General features: G+C 63.4%; 16 protein-coding genes. 5 read left to right on the top strand and 11 right to left on the bottom strand.

Annotated features, from left to right (window positions below; genetic code table 11):
* Positions 1 to 55: 55 nt before the first annotated feature.
* The gene (locus tag ACFSJC_RS10120; RefSeq protein WP_386026397.1) at positions 56 to 1,018 is read right to left on the bottom strand and encodes an aminoglycoside phosphotransferase family protein; all 963 of its coding nucleotides are present in this window, start codon (positions 1,016 to 1,018) and stop codon (positions 56 to 58) included.
* A gap of 149 nt (positions 1,019 to 1,167) precedes the next feature.
* Here ACFSJC_RS10120 and lptD point away from each other — a divergent pair, with 149 nt between their 5' ends.
* From lptD to pdxA, 3 genes are read left to right on the top strand one after another with little or no spacing between them, the layout of a single operon-like run.
* Positions 1,168 to 3,855 (top strand): LPS assembly protein LptD, encoded by a 2,688-nt coding sequence (gene lptD / locus ACFSJC_RS10115; protein WP_386026272.1) that lies wholly within the window; start codon positions 1,168 to 1,170, stop codon positions 3,853 to 3,855.
* On the top strand, positions 3,836 to 5,173 hold the full coding sequence (locus ACFSJC_RS10110) for a peptidylprolyl isomerase (protein ID WP_386026270.1): 1,338 nt from the start codon (positions 3,836 to 3,838) through the stop codon (positions 5,171 to 5,173). The genes lptD and ACFSJC_RS10110 overlap by 20 nt, the downstream gene beginning before the upstream one ends.
* Before the next feature lie 20 nt (positions 5,174 to 5,193).
* Positions 5,194 to 6,192, top strand: a complete 999-nt coding sequence (gene pdxA / locus ACFSJC_RS10105) for a 4-hydroxythreonine-4-phosphate dehydrogenase PdxA (protein WP_386026268.1) — start codon at positions 5,194 to 5,196, stop codon at positions 6,190 to 6,192.
* Between the two features lie 85 nt (positions 6,193 to 6,277).
* Here the strand turns inward: pdxA and ACFSJC_RS10100 are convergent, their stop codons facing one another.
* On the bottom strand, positions 6,278 to 7,252 hold the full coding sequence (locus ACFSJC_RS10100; RefSeq protein ID WP_386026266.1) for a Gfo/Idh/MocA family protein: 975 nt from the start codon (positions 7,250 to 7,252) through the stop codon (positions 6,278 to 6,280).
* A gap of 414 nt (positions 7,253 to 7,666) precedes the next feature.
* On the opposite strand from ACFSJC_RS10100, the gene apaG reads away from it, so the two are divergent.
* Both apaG and ACFSJC_RS10090 read left to right on the top strand, forming a co-directional pair.
* Positions 7,667 to 8,038 carry a Co2+/Mg2+ efflux protein ApaG gene (gene apaG, locus ACFSJC_RS10095; RefSeq protein ID WP_386026264.1) on the top strand — a complete coding sequence of 124 codons (372 nt, stop codon included), beginning with the start codon at positions 7,667 to 7,669 and terminating at the stop codon, positions 8,036 to 8,038.
* Between the two features lie 74 nt (positions 8,039 to 8,112).
* A complete protein-coding gene (locus ACFSJC_RS10090; protein ID WP_386026262.1) occupies positions 8,113 to 8,952 on the top strand; it encodes a symmetrical bis(5'-nucleosyl)-tetraphosphatase in 840 nt (279 codons plus the stop codon).
* 33 nt (positions 8,953 to 8,985) lie between these two features.
* On the opposite strand, the gene ACFSJC_RS10085 is transcribed toward ACFSJC_RS10090, so the two are convergent.
* The 9 genes from ACFSJC_RS10085 to leuS form a co-directional block, all read right to left on the bottom strand.
* Positions 8,986 to 9,543 (bottom strand): dihydrofolate reductase, encoded by a 558-nt coding sequence (locus ACFSJC_RS10085; RefSeq protein WP_386026260.1) that lies wholly within the window; start codon positions 9,541 to 9,543, stop codon positions 8,986 to 8,988.
* A 4-nt stretch (positions 9,544 to 9,547) separates the two neighbouring features.
* On the bottom strand, positions 9,548 to 9,904 hold the full coding sequence (rsfS, locus tag ACFSJC_RS10080; protein ID WP_007039788.1) for a ribosome silencing factor: 357 nt from the start codon (positions 9,902 to 9,904) through the stop codon (positions 9,548 to 9,550).
* A 69-nt stretch (positions 9,905 to 9,973) separates the two neighbouring features.
* Complete coding sequence (nadD, locus tag ACFSJC_RS10075) at positions 9,974 to 10,618, bottom strand: nicotinate-nucleotide adenylyltransferase (protein WP_386026258.1); 645 nt, start codon at positions 10,616 to 10,618, stop codon at positions 9,974 to 9,976.
* A 333-nt stretch (positions 10,619 to 10,951) separates the two neighbouring features.
* Positions 10,952 to 11,110, bottom strand: coding sequence for a hypothetical protein (locus tag ACFSJC_RS10070; RefSeq protein WP_386026256.1), 159 nt, complete (start codon positions 11,108 to 11,110; stop codon positions 10,952 to 10,954).
* 36 nt (positions 11,111 to 11,146) lie between these two features.
* Complete coding sequence (locus ACFSJC_RS10065; RefSeq protein WP_386026254.1) at positions 11,147 to 12,604, bottom strand: NAD(P)/FAD-dependent oxidoreductase; 1,458 nt, start codon at positions 12,602 to 12,604, stop codon at positions 11,147 to 11,149.
* Positions 12,605 to 12,787: 183 nt separating this feature from the next.
* A complete protein-coding gene (locus ACFSJC_RS10060) occupies positions 12,788 to 14,062 on the bottom strand; it encodes a glutamate-5-semialdehyde dehydrogenase (RefSeq protein WP_386026252.1) in 1,275 nt (424 codons plus the stop codon).
* Between the two features lie 159 nt (positions 14,063 to 14,221).
* Positions 14,222 to 15,229 (bottom strand): DNA polymerase III subunit delta, encoded by a 1,008-nt coding sequence (holA, locus tag ACFSJC_RS10055; RefSeq protein ID WP_386026250.1) that lies wholly within the window; start codon positions 15,227 to 15,229, stop codon positions 14,222 to 14,224.
* A 9-nt stretch (positions 15,230 to 15,238) separates the two neighbouring features.
* Positions 15,239 to 15,781: an LPS-assembly lipoprotein LptE gene (locus ACFSJC_RS10050; protein ID WP_386026248.1), complete on the bottom strand. Its 543-nt coding sequence runs from the start codon at positions 15,779 to 15,781 to the stop codon at positions 15,239 to 15,241.
* 15 nt (positions 15,782 to 15,796) lie between these two features.
* Complete coding sequence (gene leuS, locus ACFSJC_RS10045; RefSeq protein WP_386026246.1) at positions 15,797 to 18,352, bottom strand: leucine--tRNA ligase; 2,556 nt, start codon at positions 18,350 to 18,352, stop codon at positions 15,797 to 15,799.
* Positions 18,353 to 18,482 lie beyond the last annotated feature (130 nt).

Raw genomic sequence — 18,482 nt, 5'->3', positions numbered from 1 at the left:
ACGTCGGTGCCGTAGACTACATCTACATTGCCCCACGACGATTGTCCGCATGGCGCTAAACCCCGGGCAGAACCCGCAAGCGCAGAAATTCGGCCAGATCTCCAAACTCCGGATAACGCTCGGCCACGCCGATGACATAGCCGAGCGTGCGCGGCACGTCACCCAGATAGTGCGGCTTGCCGTCGCGATGATTGAGACGCGCAAAGATGCCGCAGGCCTTGAGGTGACGCTGCATGCCCATGAGGTCGAACCAGCGCAGAAAGCGCTCGGGGGTGACGTCCTCCAGGATTGCGGATTGAATCGCCAATTCCAGATAGCCGAGCGCCCAATCCCGAACCCGCGCCTCCGGCCAGGCGATGTAGCAGTCGCGCAGGAGGGAGACCAGATCGTAGGTGAGGGGTCCGAGCACCGCATCCTGGAAGTCGAGCACGCCAGGGTTGGCCGTCTCGGTCAACATCAGGTTGCGCGAATGGAAATCGCGATGGACACAGACCTGCGGCTGATCCAGGGCGCTGTCGATCAGTGCGGCATGCACCTTGTCGAACATCGCCATCTCGGTCGCGTCGAGTTCCAGGCCTAGATGACGCCCGAGCAGCCATTCGCCGAAGAGATCCATCTCACGCTGGAAAAAGGGTGCGTCATAGACCGGTAGCCCCTCGACGGATGCGCGGGACTGAATGGTGAGCAGCGCACCCAACGCATCGCCATAGAGACGATCGACGGTATCGGTATCGAGCTCGCTCAGATAGACGCGATTCCCGAGATCGGAGAGCAGCAGAAAACCCTGCTCACGATTCTCGGCATGGATCTCGGGCGTATTGACGCCGATCCCGCGAAAGCGGTGCGACAGGTCGGCGAAACGCCCGCAGTCCTCGTGGGTCGGCGGCGCGTCCATGGCAATCAGGGTCGCCCCATCCAGGGCGACGCGCCAATAGCGCCGGAAGCTGGCATCGGACGAGGCCGGCGTCAGCTCGAATGACTCGCTGGCCAGCACCTCGGCCAGCCATTTCTGCAACATCTGATAGCGTTCGGACACGAAGACACCCGCACAGCCCGATCTCTAGACTGGATTCGGGCAAACTCGATGGTGGATAGGATTCAAGGATCGGAGCGACCGGAAAGCGCGGCCGCACATCTTTGCGATTGCTGCCCCGGCCGGGATATGACATGGTTACAGGTTCAACCCAACCCGTCCACTCACTCAGCGACGAGTCCGCCAGACGCATGCCGACCACGGCCGACCTCAAACGTAGCGCCTGCCTCGGCGCCCTGTTTCAGATCATCCTCTTCGCTTCTCCGGTCTGGCCGGACGATCTCACTGCCCCTGCAGGTCGAGAGGATTGCCCGCCCCTGGAGAACGGCCAGACGACCGACTGCTCGGCCGGTCCCGCAGCCTCGCGGCCGGATGAGTCGTCGCCGAAGACCCGTTTGAACGCGGAGCCGCAACCGGCCCAGCCGGATCCATCGGCCCAGCAGCAGCGCAAAGCGATGTTCGCCCCGACCCAGCTCGACGCGACACGTCCGACCTTGAAGCCGCTGCAGCCTGACAAGCCCTCGCACACCGCCACGGGCCTGGAGGGACTGCCACCACAGAGGCTCGCGCCAAACGCCGACCAGGATCTGCCCCCGAGGAGCCCGCAAACGACCGAAGTCGCGGGGTTCGAGGACCAGCAGGCGGAAAAGCGCCTGCACGATGGATTGAGCTGGCAGTTCTGCGGCCCCCGTCCAGGGATGGCGCACTTGGGTCCCAAGGCACCGATCGGCGACCAGATTCCGATCGACATCACGGCCGATCGCGTGGATTACGATCAGGACAAGGACCTGATCCATCTGGAGGGCGGCATCGAGTACCAGCAGGGCGATCGGCGTCTGGAGGCCGACCAATCCAACTACGATCGCCGCACCGGCGAGGTCGATGCCTCCGGGCACGTCTTTCTCGATTATCCGGGCGTCCGTCTCACCGGAGATAGAACCCGATACAATCTCGAAACCAAGAAGGGAACCATCGAGAACACCCGCTACCGCATGTCGGGCAACGCCAATCTACGCGGGCGTGCGGATCAGGCCTGGATGCTGTCGGATCAGGTCACGCGCTATCACAACATCCTCTACACGACCTGCCCCCCAGGCCAATCGGATTGGTCGCTGCTGGCCAGCGATCTGGAGCTCGATCAGGCCCAGGGAATGGGCACGGCCCGGCACGCGCGCATCCGCATCGCCGACATCCCGGTGCTCTATACGCCCTACCTCCGGTTCCCGATCGACAGCCGCCGGCGCAGCGGCTTGCTCATTCCGACCATCGGGTCGTCGGACAAGACCGGAACCGACCTCAGCATCCCCTATTACTGGAATATCGCACCCAATTTGGACGCGACCATCACACCGCGATTCATGAGTCTGCGCGGACTCATGCTCGGCGCGCAGGTCCGCCATCTCGCCAGCTTCCAGGAATTGGAGGTCGACGGCGAAGTGCTTCCCCGGGACGATAAGATGCCGGACGAGGGCGCGCGCGGCGCGCTGCGGGTCACCCAGAATGGCCGCTTCGGTGGACGCTGGTCGACGAACATCGACTACGCCGCCGTCTCGGATGACGCCTACATGGAGGACTTCGGCAATCGACTCGACGTCACCAGTATCAGAAACCTCACCCAGCGCGCCGACCTGCACTATGCCGGCAACGGTTGGAGCCTACTCACCCGTCTCCAGGATTTCCAAACGGTCGACTCCAGCATCGCCCCAGAGGACCGTCCCTATGGTCAGTTGCCGCATATCGAGTTCAAGGTCGCGCCCGAGAACTGGTATGGATTGGAGTACGGGCTCGATACCCAGTACGACTACTTCGAACATAGCGCGGCGGTTCACGGCAGCCGGCTGGTCGCCATCCCCTCGCTGCGCCTACCCATCCGGCGCGGATTCGGTTATTTCATTCCACGCGCCCGGGTCTTCTACAAGCACTACGACCTGGTCGATCAGGACGCAGGGCTGCCGGAACAGCCGAACGACCTGATCCCGAGCCTGGATCTGGACGGCAAGCTCGTCTTCGAGCGCGAGACGGACTGGTTCGGTCATAGCGCCATGCAAACGCTCGAACCCCGCCTCTACTATGTTCTGACCCCCTATGAAGACCAATCCGATCTGCCGCTCTTCGATACCACGGCACTGGATTTCAGCTTCGCAAGCCTCTTCCGTTCCAATCGATTCACCGGTTACGACCGCATCGGCGACGAGAACCGCCTCACGGTCGGCCTAACCTCCCGCACCATCGCCAACGCATCGGGCCAGGAACTGTTCCGCGCCAGCCTCGGACAGATCTATTACTTCGACAAACGTAAGGTGCAGCTCACCAGCGACGAGGCCGAAAATGACATTTCCTCATCGGTCGCCGGAGAATTTTCGGCCCGATTCCACAAGAACTGGTCCGCCTTGGCCAGCCTGCAATGGAATCCGAACCAGACGGAACAACCCTGGGAAAAGCAGGTCTTCCAAATCCGTTATGCCCCAGGCGACACGCGTCTGCTGAACCTAGCCTATCGCTATAACCTAGGCGATAACGAAACCGAGGAATACGAGGACGCCGACCTGTCCTTCCAGATGCCGCTCGGCCCCAAGGTCAGAGTCGTGGGCCGCTGGCTCTATTCGATGCTGAACGACGAAACCGTCGAGGCGTTCGCGGGCATCGAATTCGGCCGTTGCTGCTGGCGTCTGCGCATCCTGGGGCAACACCTGAAACGCAGTGCCGACAGCAACGGAAGCACAAGCGTCATGCTACAACTGGAGCTTGCCGGACTCGGGTCCTTCGGCAATCAGATCGACAAGCTCCTGGAACGAGGAATCTATGGTTATCACAGCGACTAACCGCCGTCTCTCGCGGTATGCGCGTCTCGCCTGCAGCGTCGGCGCCCTGCTCTTGCTCTCCTTCTCATGGACGCTCAGCGCCCAGGCTGCGCCGGAAGAGCTGGATGCCATCGTTGCCGTCGTCAACGACGACGTGGTGGTCAACAGCGAACTCGACAGGGAAATCCAACTGGTCATCCCCCAGATGAAGCAGCGCGGAACGCCCCTGCCGCCCGAACCTCAACTGCGCAAGCAAGTGCTCGACCGCCTCATCCTCAAACACCTGCAGCAACAACGGGCCAATGAGCTTGGCATCAAGGTCAGCGATGCCATGGTGAACGAGGCGCTGAACAACATCGCCAACCGCAACGGACTCACACTCCCCGAGCTCCAGGCGACGCTGGAGGCGGGCGGGATCGATTTCGACGACTTCCGCAAGGACACGCAATCCCAAATTCTCACCAGCCGCCTCCAAAGCCAGGAGGTCGTGAAAAAGATCCAGGTCACCGATCAGGAGATCGACCGCTTTCTCGCCAAGGAATCGAGCCGGCTGGTGGAGCGCGAGCAGGTGCGGCTACAGCACATCCTGATCGCGTTGCCCGACAATCCCACGCCGCAGCAGGTCAAGGCCGCCGAAACCAAGGCCAAGCGACTGGTGACCCAACTGCGAGGAGGCGCCGACTTCGCCACCCTCGCAGCACGCGACTCGGACGGTCGCAACGCACTGGAAGGAGGCGACCTCGGCTGGTTCGAGATGGGCGCGGTGCCGAGCCTGGTGTCCGACCTCGCCTATTCGTTGGCCAAGGGCGAGATCAGCGATCCGCTGCGCAGCCCGAGCGGCTTCCACATCATCAAGCTGACCGACATCAAGGCCGCTGCGCCCAAGAGTGTCACCCAAACCAAGGCGCGCCACATTCTGATCCGCACCAACGAGATCGTCTCGGACTCCGATGCCAAGCGTCGACTGTCGCAGCTGCGTACCCGCATCCAAGGAGGGGACGACTTCGGCATGCTGGCGCGCGCCCATTCGGACGACACCGGCTCCGCGCTCAAGGGCGGAGAGCTCGGTTGGCTCAACCCGGGCGATACCGTCCCCGAGTTCGAGCAGAACATGCAAGGACTGGAGATCAACGAGATCAGCCAACCCTTCAAGAGCCCATTCGGCTGGCACATCGTTCAGGTCGAGGAACGACGCAGCCAGGACACCAGCGGCGATATCATGCGCATCAAGGCGCGCGAGGCATTGCAACGCCGCAAGGCCGAGGAGGCCACGGAGGAATGGCTGAGACAGCTGCGCGACGAGGCCTACGTCGAGATCCGTCTCGACGACAATTCCTGACCAAGCACGCGCCAACGACCATGCCATCTCCATTGCGTCTCGCGCTCACACCTGGCGAACCTGCGGGCGTGGGCCCCGACCTCGTCGTGCGTCTCGCCCAGCAGGCCCAGGCGGCCGAGCTGGTCGCCATTGCCGACCCCGACCTGCTCGCCGACCGCGCCCAGTCGCTCGGACTCGAACTCGCACTGTCGCCGTTCGACCCGGACGCCCCGCCCGCTCCGTCCCAGCCTGGTGAAATCAAGGTGCTGGCCGTCCCGCTCGCGGTCCCCGTTCATCCCGGCGCGCTCGACCCGCGCAATGCCGGCTATGTGCTGGAGACGCTGAGTCAGGCCTGCGACGGCTGTCTGGCCGGTCGCTTCGACGCGCTGGTCACGGCACCCGTGCACAAGGCCGTCATCAACGAGGCCGGCGTCCACTTCACCGGACACACCGAGTTCCTCGCCGAACGCTGCGGCAGCGAGCCCGTCATGATGCTGGCGACCCCTGGCCTGCGGGTCGCGCTGGTCACCACCCACCTGCCACTGAGTCAGGTCAGCGCAGCCATCACGCGCCCCCATCTGAGCGAGGTCATCGAGATCCTGCACCGCGATCTCAGACAGCGCTTCGGCATCGCGCGGCCGCGCATTCTGGTCTGCGGGCTCAATCCGCATGCCGGCGAGGGGGGACACCTGGGACGCGAGGAGATCGAGGTGATCGAGCCGGTACTCGCCGACCTTCGAGATCGAGGCATGAACCTGATCGGCCCCCTGCCCGCCGACACCGCCTTCGTGCCGAAACGCCTGGCCGAGGCCGATGCCGTCCTCGCCATGTATCACGACCAGGGATTGCCGGTCCTCAAGCATCTGGGGTTCGGCCAGGCCGCCAACATCACCTTGGGACTCCCCATCGTCCGCACCTCGGTCGACCACGGCACCGCACTGGACCTTGCCGGAACCGACCGGGCCGATCTCGGCAGTCTGGAAACGGCGGTTGGCATCGCGATCGAGATGGCTCGCACGAGACGGGATCGAGAGGACTGATGGGACAGGATTCGGGGAACAACGGATCCTGTCCAAAGCCGCCTAAGACGGCGCGGACCTGAAAAGAGGCCCGCCTACAGGGACGTCAAGACCGCTTCTGCAACTCGCCCGCCGCCTCGATGCGGGCGCGCACCTCCAGCGCCACATCCAGGGCCTTGAGCCCGACCCGCCCATCGACAAGCGGAGAGGTTCCCTCGCGGACACCGCGCACGAATTCGGCGATCTCGCGGTCGAGCGGCTTGATCGGCTCGACATGGATGCGATCGCGCACGATCGCCGGCCTGGACTCGCCCTCCACAGCTTGGGTTTCGGCCACATCGATGCTCTGACCGACGAAGTCGAGCGAGAGATAGGTGCGCGACTGGAACACCCGGATGCGCCGTGTCGTCTTCTCCGACACCCGGCTTGCCACCACGTTGGCCACGGTTCCGTTGTCGAATTCCAGACGGGCATTGGCGATATCGACGTGCTCGGTCAGCACGGAGGCGCCCACGGCAGAAATGTTGCGGATCTCGGCATCGACCAGGGACAGGATGATGTCGATGTCGTGGATCATGAGATCGGAAACCACATCCACGTCGGTGGCACGCTCGACGAACCCGCCCATGCGCTGGGCCTCGATATAGAGCGGCGAGCGGATACGTTCGGCCAGGGCCATAACGCCGGCATTGAAGCGCTCGACATGACCGATCTGGAGCATGGCGCCGTTCTCCCTGGCGAGCCGCACGATCTCGGCGCCCTCCTCATGGGTCACGGCGATCGGTTTCTCCAGGAGGACATGGATGCCGCGCGACAAAAAGGGCTCTGCGGCCTTCAAATGGGCCGAGGTCGGCACCACCACGCTCACCGCATCGACACGATCGATCAGATCGTCGATCGTGGAGAAAGGGGCGCAACCGGACTCCTCCGCGACGCTCCTCGCCCGCTCGGCATCCGTATCGAAGACGCCGACCAATTCGACATTCGGCATGCGCGAGTAGATGAGCGCATGGAAGCGACCGAGATAGCCGACGCCGATGACGGCGACACGAAGCTTGTCGAGCGGGGATTGATCTGACATTCGGGAAAACCAGCGAGATTGGATGAAAAGAAAGCGGGCCGGGCCGGAGAATGCCCTGCGCCAGTGCAGGTGTCGACCGTCAACCGCCGATCTGTGACGGCGGACCTGAGGACTCCCCCGCGAGCGGCGGCCTATCGCCTCCAGAGTAGACGGAGACCTGGTAGGCCAGGGTCGCGAACATGCTGATCGCGACGAAGAGCACAAGCAACAAAAACGGATCGGTCTTCCGGTGACTGCGTTTCGTCATTATCAACATGGCTGAGATCGCTTCGCGTAAACTGTCAACAAGTGTCTAATGTTCGGTCTCATTATTATGGAGAAACCCCATAAGTCCACCCCCTTTCCGCATCCAGGGTTGACCTCTCGCACGTATTATCACGACTTCTGAAGCCATTGTCTGCCGTGGAGACCCAGGTGAAAGACTACCCCATCAAGATATCGGCACGGAGCCACTATCAACCCGACCGCTCATCGCCCGAAGAGGGGCGATATGTGTTCGCCTACACCATCGTCATCGAGAATCAGGGCGAGGCTCCGGCTAGGCTCCTGGATCGGCATTGGATCATCACGGATTCGGACGGACAGGTTCAGGAGGTGCGCGGCCAAGGCGTCATCGGCGAGCAACCCAGCATCGCGCCCGGGGCATCCTTCGAGTACACCAGCGGCGCCATCCTCGCGACCCCGCTGGGAAGCATGCACGGAAGTTACGGCATGCTCGCCGAGGACGGAACGCGATTCGAAGCCCGCATCCCCGCCTTCTCGCTCGCATCGACCAGCCTTCACTAGAAGACGCTAGAAAGACGCGCGTGCGATGCCCCCGGCTTGTCGGGGGCTCGCAGCCTCCTGGAGAAGCCCTTCGCATGCCAACCTACGCCATCGGCGATATCCAAGGATGCTATTCGGAGTTGCGTCGACTGCTCGACCGCCTCAACTTCGACCCGGCCAATGATCGGCTTTGGTTCGCCGGGGATCTGGTCAACCGAGGTCCAGATTCGCTCGCCGTGCTCCGCTTCGTGCGCGACCTCGGCGAAACGGCCGTCTGCGTGCTCGGAAACCACGACCTGCACCTGCTCGCGCTAGCCAACGGCAACAGCAAGCACGCCAAGAAAAGCACCCTGGACCCGGTGCTCAAGGCGCCAGACCGCGATGAGCTGCTCGACTGGCTGCGCCACCGACCGATGCTCCATCACGACAGGGAGCGAGGCCTGACGCTGATCCATGCGGGACTTCCGCCCCAATGGGATCTGACCGAGGCCCGAACCTACGCCAGCGAACTCGAGGACGTCCTTCGGGGCGACGACTACGGAAACTTCCTCGCTGCCATGTATGGCGACAAACCGGCCCGATGGTCAGCGGCCCTCACCGGGATGGACCGGCTCAGATTCATCACCAACTGCCTGACTCGACTGCGCTTCTGCTCGACCGACGGCACGCTCGCGCTCAAGGAAAAGGGCGACATCGGCTCTCAGGCGACCGGTCTGATACCCTGGTTCCAGACGCCCGGAAGACGCACGCAGAACGACCGCATCATCTTCGGACACTGGTCGACCTTGGGTTACTGGAGTGGAGACAACGTCTGGGCGATCGACAGTGGTTGCCTCTGGGGCGGATCCCTGACCGCGATCCGCACCGACCGCATGCCCATGGAAAGCGTCCAACTCGATTGCCAAGGGCATCTCAGACCGGACCGGGCCGACTGATCGTCGTTCGGATCTCTCGGGCACGCGATACGATCAGCCCGGCAGGACTCCTGCGGGGTTGCTGGTCCTCTGCCATTCGACGAAGGTCATGGCGAACGCATTGCGCTCATCGGCAGATCGCTCCACACGAGCGACCTCGCGCCACTCGCGCGGGTCCCAGTCCGGAAAGAAGACATCACCCCGCGCACAGGTGTGTACCAGCGTGAGGAACAGCGCATCGGCGCGCGGCATGGCCTCCGCATAGAGCGCGGCACCACCCACTACCATCAGATCCGACTCGCCCTCGGCCAGAGCGATCGCCGCGTCCAGGCTGTTCACCACCTCACAGCCCTCGGGCGCGAATCCCGGATCCCGCGAGAGCACGATATGACGTCTGCGCGGCAGCACCCCGGGCAGGGACTCCCAGGTCCGCCGTCCCATGACGATGCTCTTGTCCAACGTCAACTGTTTGAAATGGGCCAGATCCGCCGGAAGCCGCCAGGGTAGATCGTTGTCCCGCCCGATCACCCGATTCTCGGCAACGGCCGCCACCAAAGACAACAGAGGTCGACCGGATGGCGCTCCGGCCGACCGCGAGAGATCGAACGCCATGGACTCAGTGAGCCGAGGCCGCGATCGAGGGAACCTCGGCCGGAGCCGACCAGAGACGCTCCAGATTATAGAAATCGCGCACCTTGGACTGCATCACATGGACCACGACCCCATTGAGGTCGACCAGCGCCCATTCTCCCTCCGCGAGCCCCTCCGTGCCGAGCGGAGTCTCGCCGGCCTCCTTGGAGCGAAAGGCGATCGTCTCGGCGATCGCCTTCACGTGCCTGTCGGAATTCCCGGAGGCGACCACCATGAAATCCGTCACCGACGTCTTGCCACGCACGTCCATGACGGAAACATCCTTGGCCTTCATATCGGCCAGGGTATCCAGAACGAGTTGCCGGAGTTGTTCAAGCTGCATGCGATCTCCTCTGCGGAAGGTAAGGGGGTGCCATGGCACCGGTCTGAAAAACGAAATGCCCGTCGGCCGTCACCCACCGGGGCCGGCACGATACAATCCGGTACGCTCGATGTAGTCGAGCACCGGATCGGGCAGTAGATAGCGCGGACGCTTGCCCTGCGCGATCAGCTGGCGAATCCGCGTAGACGAGATCCTCAGCTGGGTCACGTCCTGAAATTGAATCCGCCCCGAAGGCAAAGCGGCCAGCGCCGCCGCATCCTCGCACCCCCGTGCCCGATAGAGATCGCGCAACGCCGGCTCTTCGGCCGGATCGTGTCCCGGCCGACGCATCACCACCAGATGCGCCATCTCCAGAATCTCCATCGGCCGATACCAGCTCAGAAAGCCTGCAAAGGCGTCGGCACCGATCAAAAGACAGAGCGACCTCCGAGGCCCCAGTTCGTCGCGCAGCGACATGAGGGTCTCATAGGTATAGGAAGGCGTTTCACGCAAGAGTTCGCGCGGATCCACCGCAAAACCGGGCTCACCCTGGATTGCCGCCTCCAGCATGGCCAGCCGCGCCTGGGCATCGGCGCGCGGCTGTTCACGATGCACCGCGACCTTCAGCGGAACGAACGACACACGCTCCAGCCCGAGCCCCTGGAGACAGTCCAAGGCAGGCCGGAGATGTCCGTAGTGCACTGGGTCGAAGGTACCGCCAAGGATGCCGATCATGCGTCACGCGCAACCCGAACGACAGCATTCGCATGCATGGCGGCCAGTTTCGGAACGGGGGTTTGCAACTCGAAGTGACCGGGTGTCTGGACGACCCCGACGGACCGGCACGAGCCGACCATCCCATTTGGGACGCTGGAGCTCATTGAGATGACGAGCCTAACTTGAAGCAAGATCCCCTTGCCCACGATTAAGGTGGTGGTTGGCGGATAGAGCGCACGTTAGCAGAATCCGCTCGGATTGTCCTGCGTCATCAAAGCCGACACCGCCGCTCGCCAAAAAACTGCCGCGACCCAGTCGCGGCAGTTCTGGACATCGATCGCTAAACCGGCATCAGTTATGCGACTTGATCATCAGTTTCAGGATCTTCAGGTTGATGACCCAGAAGCGATAGAACTGCCAGACGACCGAAGTACGCATGTATTTAGTGAAACCGGTCGGGACTGGCGGATAGTAGGCCTGCTGATAGGGTTCTTTGTTCTTGACTGCCATGGTTCAGTTACCTCTTCGCCTCGGTTTTCGTTCGGATCAATCCGGGAGAATCGACCAGCCTGGACGCAACTTGGCCTGATAGATGAAGACATGATGCAGCAGATACTTCATCCAGTGCCCAGCAAGACCGATCTCACCGAAGGTGAGGTTCATATCGCGACCGTACTCCGGATAGGTCTCGTAATCCGGCACGACCGGAAAGACCGTCATGGTCGCCGCCGATCCCTTGAACAGATCCATGCCGGTCGAGGCCACGCAGGCCGCTCCCGTTTCGGCCATGGAGGCGGTATGGGTCGGACCCGAGGCGCCATTGATCATATCGCGGATGCTGCCGGCGACCGCCTTTCCCATCGTCGCCGAGGGCATGCCGGTACGCGGAGGCGTCGGGCTGATCTGGGTACCGCCAGGGCTCTTCATCACCTTGCTGATCGGATGCGGCGGCGCAAAGGCGATACCGACAGCGAACATGTTCTTGTACGTGGGATTCTGATAGGTCCTCGGCCAATCGTTCTTGCTCCAATCCTCATAGGCCTTGGGAGCGTAGTCCGCATCGACCTTCATGAAGCCATTGGGCGCAAAGACCTCGCTGGTGATGTCGCCACCGGACTTGTCGAAAGCCTTGATTCCCACACCGGCGAAGGGCGGAATCAGCATGGCGAAATCGAACTCCAATTCATGCGTGCTTCCATCGAGCTGTTCATAGTGGATCTTACCGGGCTCGACCTTGGTCACAGCCGCGCGGGTGATCCATTCTATGTCGCGCTCGACCATCAGCGACTCGGCAAAGACCTTGCCGTTGGTCAGGTAACCGCCACGGGTGATATGGACTCCGCCCATCCCGAAATCGCCCAGCTCGTACTCGTTGCTGATCCAGACGATGCGGCCACGATCGCGCACACCCGCCCCGCGCAGCGTGTGATCGACGTTATAGATGTACTCGAAGGCCGCACCCTGACAGGTGCACATGCCATGCCCCGTTCCCACGACAAAGGTCTTGGTCGCGCCGCCCTTCATGGCCTCGACGCATTCCTGAAGCGCCGCATTGGTCTCCAAGGCATGCTCGGACGTACACACCGACAACGAATGGCCCCCATCGGGACCTAGACCTGGGGTGGCACCAAAGTTGAGCTTGGGTCCGGTCGCGTTGATGAGATAGTCGTACTCGATCTCGCCCAGCTCGCCCTCGCGGCCGGATTCGGTGTACTCCACGCTCACGAACGGCTTATCGCGCGTAGCGCTGCCCTCCGGGTTGATGGAGAGCGCCTTCGCCTGATGGAAGGCGACATTGATCTTCTTGTAGATGGGGGCCAGATCGAAAGTGACCTGGGATTCCGTCATTTCACCCACTGCGACCCAAATATTCGAGGGGATCCAGTTCCATTTCGGCTTGGGCGAAACCACGATCACCTCGTGCTGCTTGCCGATCCATTTACCCAGGTATCTGGCGGCCGTATGACCCGAGATGCCTGCTCCGAGAATCACGACACGTGCCATAGAGACACTCCTCCCTATCTTTAGTAGTTGGATGACGGAAACCTGATGAACTTCGATTTGAAAACCCTGACAGCCGCACCGAACGGAACCACTGCCGCATTCTTAACAACTGAATTGACAATTGTCGAGGACGAACTAAGGTTTTTTCGATCCAAGAGACTCGAATCCGACCCCGGGGTTCCCTCAGACGCGAATCTCTCCGTTGCCCAGCACAACAAACTTGAGCGAGGTCAACCCCTCCAGCCCGACTGGACCACGGGCGTGGAACTTGTCCGTGCTGATACCGATCTCCGCGCCCAGCCCATACTCAAAGCCATCGGCAAAGCGCGTCGAGGCATTCACCATGACGGAACTCGAATCGACCTCGCGCAAAAAGCGTCGAGCGTGCGAATAGTCCTCGGTGACGATCGACTCGGTATGTGCCGAACTATGACGGGCGATGTGATCCATGGCCTCGTCCAACCCATCGACCACGCGGATCGAAAGGATCGGCGCCAGATACTCGGTATCCCAATCGGCCTCCGTCGCCGGAATGGCATCCGGAATCAGATCGCGGGTACGGACGCAGCCCCGTAGCTCGACCCCCTTCTCCGCATAGGCCGCCGCCAGTCTGGGCAGGATGACGTCCGCCACCGGCGCGTCGACCAGCAGGGTCTCCATGGTGTTGCAAGTGCCATAGCGCTGGGTCTTGGCGTTCAGGGCGATCGCGAACGCCTTGTCGAGATCCGCGTGCGCGTCGATGTAGACGTGGCAGATGCCATCCAGGTGCTTGATGACGGGTACCCGCGCATCGCGGCTGATACGCTCGATCAGCCCCTTGCCGCCACGGGGAATGATGACGTCGATACACTCGGGCATCGTGATCATGGCGCCAACCGCAGCGCGATCGGTAGTCGCCACCACCTGCACACCCTCGGCGGGAAGCCCGGCCTCGACCAGCCCCTGTTGAATGCAGTCCGCGATCGCCTGATTCGAGGCGAAGGCCTCGGAGCCCCCGCGCAGCACGGTCGCATTGCCCGACTTCAGACAGAGCGCGGCGGCATCGGCGGTCACGTTCGGACGCGATTCGTAGATGATGCCCACCACACCGAGCGGCACCCGCATCCGCCCGACCTGGATCCCGGACGGACGATAGTCGAGATCCGTGATGGCGCCGATCGGATCGGGCAAGGCCGCAACCTGCCGGAGACCCTCGATCATGGAATCGATCCGGGCGGGCGTCAGTTCGAGCCGGTCCAGCAGCGCTGCGTCCAGCCCCTTGGCCGCGCCCGCGTCCATGTCCTGACGATTGGCCGAGGCGATGGCGTCACGCTGGCGATCCAAAAGGTCCGCAATCGCGATCAATGCCCTGTTCTTCTGGCCCGTTCCAGCACGCGCCATGGCGCGCGCCGCGACTCGGGCACGCCGCCCGACCTCGTTCATATAGCCAACGACGTCGTCGATCTGTTCTGCAGTCATCGGTAAAACCCGTTCGAATGAAGATGCGCGCCCACCACAAGACCCTGTCCGCACAGACATCGCAAACCGATGGAAAGACGCGAAAGATGTTCGATTATAGACGAGCGTGAATCGCCGTCCGGAAGGGATCTAGACGCCGCCGGCCGATCCGGTTCAGGACTAACGCCCGGCGGCCAGCCTATCGGCAATGATCGCCAGGCGCCGCCATGAATCGCTTTGGGCATAGCCCTTGATAATACGGTCGACCTCGGCGCACTGCTGCAACAACCCATGCAGCAACGCCAGCGGCAGTCGTCGCAGCGCGCGTTCGAGCGCCGACAGACGCTGCCGGGGCACGCGATGCTGGGCGAAGACGCCGGACGGGGAGTCCCCGCGCGCAACGGCGCCGGCCGCCTCGGCCAGCATGCGCAGCTCGCGCGCCATGACCCAGAGCACCAGGACGTCGGCGGTCCCCTCCGCTCGGAGAACGGACAGGATGCGTTGCACTCGGGCCCGCTCGCCATTCAGCGCGGCATCGGTCAGGGCGAAGAGATCGAATCTAGCGCTATCGGCCAGATTGCCGAACAGATCGTCCAGGACCAGCGGGCCGCCCTCATGGAGCAGCCGCAGCTTCTCGATCTCCTGAACGGCGGACAGCAGATTGCCCTCGGAACGCTCGGCCAGAAGGGCCGACACCCCGGACGCGGGCTGAAAGCCGACCGCCTGCAGACGCTGCCCAATCCAGGACTCCAGCTCCTGCTCCTTGAGCGGCCAGACCTGGATCACCGCACCGACGGAGTCGAGCGCCTTGGCCCATTGCGTCTGCAGATCCTTTCGCTCCAAGCCCAACGCCAGCAGCAGGAGCACATTGTCCGAGCAGGGATGCGCGCAATAGTCGCGGATCGCTGCCCCCCCCTCCTTGCCGAGCTTCCCGCCCGGCGCGCGCAGCTCGATCAGCTTGCGCGCCGAAAAGAGCGACATGGAGGCCGAGGCGGCGGCCAGGGCGCGCCAATCGAAACCCGTCTCGGCATCCAGCACCTCGCGCTCATCGAATCCCTTGCGCCGCGCCGCCTCGCGGATGAGACGGGCGGACTCGCCGAACTGATAGGGCTCGTCGCCGCAGACCAGATAGACCGGTGCGAGCCCCGACTTCAAATGCGTCTGGAGCTGATTGAATCTGACCTGCACCGAAATCGCCTAATTCAACACCGCGCGCAGCCGCATCAGAATGCGGTCGGCCGCATCGGTCGCAAAGTCTTGATAGATCAGATCCTCTTCGAGCTGTTTGCCGAGCACCTCGACGTCCGGATTGTCGAAGTTGCGCACCAGATCCATGGTCTGCGGCGGCACCTTCTGGGCTCCATCCGGGGAGACGGCATCGAAGCGGACGACATAGTGGAGTTCGTAGGCCAGCGTCTTGCCGTTGGCGTCCACGGCGGCGACGCGCGAGGAGCGGCTCTCGGACAGGATCCGCAGCCGCAGCCTGGCCTCGGCGGGGTTCTCGGTCAGGTGCACCTCGCTACCGGCAAGCAGATCCCCGATCGCGCTCCGCACCGGCGAGCCGGGGTTCGAGTCGACATAGATCGGCGTGAGATCCTTCGGGATCTCGACCTCGCCACGCAACCGAAATCCACACCCCGAGGCCAGCGCGGCGACGAGCAGGGCGATCAACAACCAGGTCCAGCCCCGTGCCGAAACAGGGAGTCCGGACCGAACGGTCTCGACACGACGGCTGAACATGGGACAGCGCCTCCCTCAGGCCACGATGTTGACGAGCTTGTTGGGCACCACGATCACCTTGCGCACCGGTTTGTCGCCGACGAACTTCTGCACCGGTTCGCTGGCCAACGCCGCCGCCTCCACGGCCGCCTTGTCGGCGTCGGCGGGCACCTTGACGCTGCCGCGCATCTTGCCGTTGATCTGGAGCACGTACTCGATGCAGTCCTGCTTGAGCGCCTCCTCGTCGACCTTGGGCCAGTCGGCGTTCAGGATGTCCTCGCCGAGGCCCAGCGCGCGCCAGAGATGGTGCGTGACGTGCGGCGCGATGGGTCCGAGCAGACGCAGCACGATACCGACGCCCTCGCGGATCAGCGCGGCGCGCGCCGGCCCCTCCTCCAGACGATAGAGGACGTTGACCATGGTCATGCAGCCCGAGACGACCGTATTGAACTGCTGGCGCTCGTAGTCGTAGAGCGCCTTCTTGAGCGCGGTATGGATCTCGCGGCGCGCCTCCTGGGCCGGCTCGTCGAGATCGGCCGGGACGCCGGCGGCGCGGATGGCCTCGGCCTCGCCGATGGCGAGCGACCAGAGCCGACGGATGAAGCGGAAGGCGCCCTCGACGCCCTCGTCGTTCCATTCGAGCGACTGGTCGGGCGGCGAGGTGAACATGGTGTAGAGCCGCACCGTGTCGGCGCCGTAGCGCTCGGTCAGCACCTGGGGATCCACGCCGTTGTTCTTGGACTTGGACATCTTCTCGATGCCGCCGAAGATCACCGGCTCGCCGTCCGCGGCGAGCTTGGCGCCGATCACCTTGCCCTTGTCGTCGCGCTCGACCTCGACGTCGGCCGGATTGAACCACTCCTTGCGTCCGTCGGCACCCTCGCGATACCAGGTCTCGGCGATCACCATGCCCTGGGTCAGCAGGTTGGCGAAGGGCTCGTCGCAGTCGACCAGTCCCTCGTCGCGCATCAGCTTGTGGAAGAAGCGCGCATAGAGCAGATGCAGCACGGCATGCTCGATACCGCCGACATACTGGTCGACCGGCAGCCAGTATTTGGCGCGCTCGTCGAGCATGGCGGTCTCGCAGTCGGCCGAGCAGTAGCGGGCGTAGTACCAGCTCGACTCGAAGAAGGTATCGAAGGTGTCGGTCTCCCGAGTCTCGCCGTTGCCGATGTCCGAGAAAGACGGCATCTGCTTGAGCGGCGAGCCGGTACCGTCGACCACCACGTCCTCGGGCAGACGCACCGGCAGATCGGTCTCGGGACGCGGATCGCCGTCGGCGGTACGCACCACCGGGATGGGACAGCCCCAATAGCGCTGGCGCGAGACGCCCCAGTCGCGCAGACGGAAATTGACCGTCTTGCTACCCTTTCCGCGCTCGTACAACCAGGCGGCGATGGCGTCGACGGCGTCGACGGAGGTCAGGCCGTCGAACTCGCCCGAGTCGAAGAGCACGCCCTTCTCGGTATAGGCGCCCTCCTCGATCCCGCAGGGGCTGCCGTCGGCCGAGCGGATGACCGCCTTCTTGGGGATGCCGTAGCGCTCGGCGAACTCCCAGTCGCGCTGATCGTGCGCCGGCACCGCCATGACGGCGCCCGTGCCGTAGCCCATGAGCACGAAGTTGGCGGCATAGATGGGCACGGGCTCGCCGCTGATGGGATGGACGGCGTCGATCCCGAGCGGGAAGCCCTTCTTCTCCATGGTCTCGATCTCGGCCTCAGAGGTGCCGCCCTGGCGGCATTCCTCGATGAAGGCGGCGAGCTCGGGGCTGGTCTCGGCGGCGCGGTGGGCCAGCGGATGCTCGGCGGCGACGGCGACATAGGTGACGCCCATCAGGGTATCGGGACGGGTCGTATAGATGCCGAGCGTCTCGTCCGAGCCCTGGATGCCGAAATCCATGGCCACGCCCTCGGAGCGCCCGATCCAGTTGCGCTGCATGGTGCGCACCCGCTCGGGCCAGCCCTCCAGCCCGTCGAGCGCGTCCAGCAGTTCCTGGGCATAATCGGTGATGCGCACGAACCACTGCTCGATCTCGCGCTTCTCGACCGGGGCACCCGAGCGCCAGCCCTTGCCGTCGATGACCTGCTCGTTGGCCAGGACGGTCTGATCGACCGGATCCCAGTTGACCGTCGCCGTGGAGCGATAGGCCAGACCCTTCTCGATCAGGCGGGTGAAGAGCCACTGCTCCCAGCGGTAGTAGTCGGCGTCGCAGGTGGCCAGCTCGCGCTCCCAGTCGTAGCCGAAGCCGAGCTGCCTGAGCTGTCCCTTCATGTAGGCGATGTTCGACTTGGTCCACTGCGAGGGCGGGATGCCGTGCTGGATGGCCGCGTTCTCGGCCGGCAGACCGAAGGCGTCCCACCCCATGGGCTGGAGCACGTTCTTGCCGAGCATCCGCTGATAGCGCGCGATCACGTCGCCGATGGTGTAATTGCGCACGTGCCCCATGTGAAGCTTCCCCGATGGATAGGGGAACATGGAGAGACAGTAGAACTTCTCGCGGGCGGGGTCTTCGACCGCCTTGAAGGACTTGTTTTCTTCCCAATAGCGCTGGGCCGCCGCCTCGATGGAGCGCGGATCGTAATCGGTCTGCATGGAATTCCGGTCTTGTGACAACGAGGGTTGGATTCGATCTTTTCAAGGATAACGCAGAGGCCCCGGGCACGGCGACCGCGACGACGCCCGAGACCAGGCATGGCCACAGTCTCGACGACCGAATCATGCC

The sequence above is a fragment of the Thiorhodococcus fuscus genome (assembly GCF_042682685.1).
Taxonomy (GTDB): Bacteria; Pseudomonadota; Gammaproteobacteria; order Chromatiales; family Chromatiaceae; genus Imhoffiella; species Imhoffiella fuscus.
The sequence above is the reverse complement of the archived record's forward strand: the minus strand, read 5'-3'. Positions and strand labels throughout refer to the sequence as shown.

What these genes read in the sequence shown, in the direction of transcription:
- ACFSJC_RS10120 (WP_386026397.1), bottom strand. Translation starts at nt 1,018, where the DNA reads ATGTTGCAGAAATGGCTGGCCGAGGTGCTGGCCAGCGAGTCATTCGAG.
- lptD (WP_386026272.1), top strand. Translation starts at nt 1,168, where the DNA reads ATGGTTACAGGTTCAACCCAACCCGTCCACTCACTCAGCGACGAGTCC.
- ACFSJC_RS10110 (WP_386026270.1), top strand. Translation starts at nt 3,836, where the DNA reads ATGGTTATCACAGCGACTAACCGCCGTCTCTCGCGGTATGCGCGTCTC.
- pdxA (WP_386026268.1), top strand. Translation starts at nt 5,194, where the DNA reads ATGCCATCTCCATTGCGTCTCGCGCTCACACCTGGCGAACCTGCGGGC.
- ACFSJC_RS10100 (WP_386026266.1), bottom strand. Translation starts at nt 7,252, where the DNA reads ATGTCAGATCAATCCCCGCTCGACAAGCTTCGTGTCGCCGTCATCGGC.
- ACFSJC_RS10090 (WP_386026262.1), top strand. Translation starts at nt 8,113, where the DNA reads ATGCCAACCTACGCCATCGGCGATATCCAAGGATGCTATTCGGAGTTG.
- ACFSJC_RS10085 (WP_386026260.1), bottom strand. Translation starts at nt 9,543, where the DNA reads ATGGCGTTCGATCTCTCGCGGTCGGCCGGAGCGCCATCCGGTCGACCT.
- rsfS (WP_007039788.1), bottom strand. Translation starts at nt 9,904, where the DNA reads ATGCAGCTTGAACAACTCCGGCAACTCGTTCTGGATACCCTGGCCGAT.
- nadD (WP_386026258.1), bottom strand. Translation starts at nt 10,618, where the DNA reads ATGATCGGCATCCTTGGCGGTACCTTCGACCCAGTGCACTACGGACAT.
- ACFSJC_RS10070 (WP_386026256.1), bottom strand. Translation starts at nt 11,110, where the DNA reads ATGGCAGTCAAGAACAAAGAACCCTATCAGCAGGCCTACTATCCGCCA.
- ACFSJC_RS10065 (WP_386026254.1), bottom strand. Translation starts at nt 12,604, where the DNA reads ATGGCACGTGTCGTGATTCTCGGAGCAGGCATCTCGGGTCATACGGCC.
- ACFSJC_RS10060 (WP_386026252.1), bottom strand. Translation starts at nt 14,062, where the DNA reads ATGACTGCAGAACAGATCGACGACGTCGTTGGCTATATGAACGAGGTC.
- ACFSJC_RS10050 (WP_386026248.1), bottom strand. Translation starts at nt 15,781, where the DNA reads ATGTTCAGCCGTCGTGTCGAGACCGTTCGGTCCGGACTCCCTGTTTCG.
- leuS (WP_386026246.1), bottom strand. Translation starts at nt 18,352, where the DNA reads ATGCAGACCGATTACGATCCGCGCTCCATCGAGGCGGCGGCCCAGCGC.